Origin of the sequence: Globicatella sp. HMSC072A10 (assembly GCF_001811625.1) — a bacterium.
GTDB lineage: Bacteria > Bacillota > Bacilli > Lactobacillales > Aerococcaceae > Globicatella > Globicatella sanguinis.
Window position 1 is genome coordinate 1 of record NZ_KV805640.1, and the last position, 1,224, is coordinate 1,224.

2 protein-coding genes are annotated in these 1,224 nt (G+C 35.5%); both read left to right on the forward strand.

From position 1 onward, the window contains the following. The coding region (locus HMPREF2811_RS02460) for a Mu transposase domain-containing protein (protein ID WP_071407947.1) at nucleotides 1-1,056 on the forward strand (1,056 nt) is incomplete at its 5' end. Then, on the forward strand, nucleotides 1,040-1,224 hold a 185-nt coding region (locus HMPREF2811_RS02465), incomplete at its 3' end, for a hypothetical protein (RefSeq protein ID WP_141749234.1). The genes HMPREF2811_RS02460 and HMPREF2811_RS02465, both read left to right, overlap by 17 nt.

Genomic DNA, 1,224 nt, shown 5'->3' on the forward strand with positions numbered 1-1,224 from the left:
CATGATTCAACGCGTCACTTCAGTTATATCGATCACCTTTTCTATTTTATGAAAAGAGAACATCATATCACCTGTGCCCGTTCTACTTTTTATCGCTATATTGTGAATGATGAAGAGCTGAGTCAGTCATTCCAACAAAATACTAGAACAGCGTTCACACAACGTTTCGAAACTCAACCGGGTCAACAAGCTCAATTCGATTTAAAAGAAAAAGTAAAATTAGTAACGAATGACGGGCAGACCATTACAGTATATATTCCAACGTTAACTCTTTCATGGTCACGTTACAATGTTCGTCGACTGATATTAAATCCGACAACAGAAAACTTACTGTCATTTTTAGCAGAAGCATTCGAGGAAATTGGGGGAGCACCACGAGAATTAGTCATTGATAATTTGAAAGCATTTGTCGAAAAACCACGAACGAGTATGGGAGATAAAGCTGTCTTAACCTCACGTTTTTCAGAATTTTGTAAAGATTATGGTATTGAACCACTGCCGTGTATGGTCTATCGTCCTCAAACAAAAGGAAAAACGGAGACGCAGAATAAATGGGTGGAACAATTATATAATTACAATGGTACCTATGAAGGGATATGGACTATGCATCATCGGTTAAAACAACTGAATGAAGAAGATAACAGAGGCATTTCTCAAGCGACAAGGTTGCCACGAAATTTCTTATTAGAAAAAGAAAAAGGTGATTTGGTCCCACTGCCATCCTTATCAGTCAGAAAACCTTATCACCTTCATCTTAAAAAAGTTCATGTTACCAACGACTCTCTCTTCCAATACCATTATAATAAATATTCCGTTCCAAAAGAATTTATCGGTAAACAAGTAGAAATTATCGTTCAAAACAATAAACTTTATATTTATTATAACGGAAATATCATCGATAGTCATCCTATCACCAATCAACTGTTCAACATAAAGCCAGAGCACCAATTGTATTATGCAAAACAGCAGGATGAAACAAGTAACTTAGAAACAGCGACAGAACCGAGTCTTATTTCAAGGGAATTAGGAGGCATCCGTTATGACAATCTATCTTGAAGTACAAAAGCAATTAGAGTATTTAAAATTTAAATCAGCACAGCACTACTTAGAACAATTATATCAAAACCATCAAATGACCGAGGCAGAATTATCTGGATTATATAAAATACTGGCCAAAGAAGTGGAAGCGAAGGATGAAAATAACCGTTTGTATAATGTTAAAGT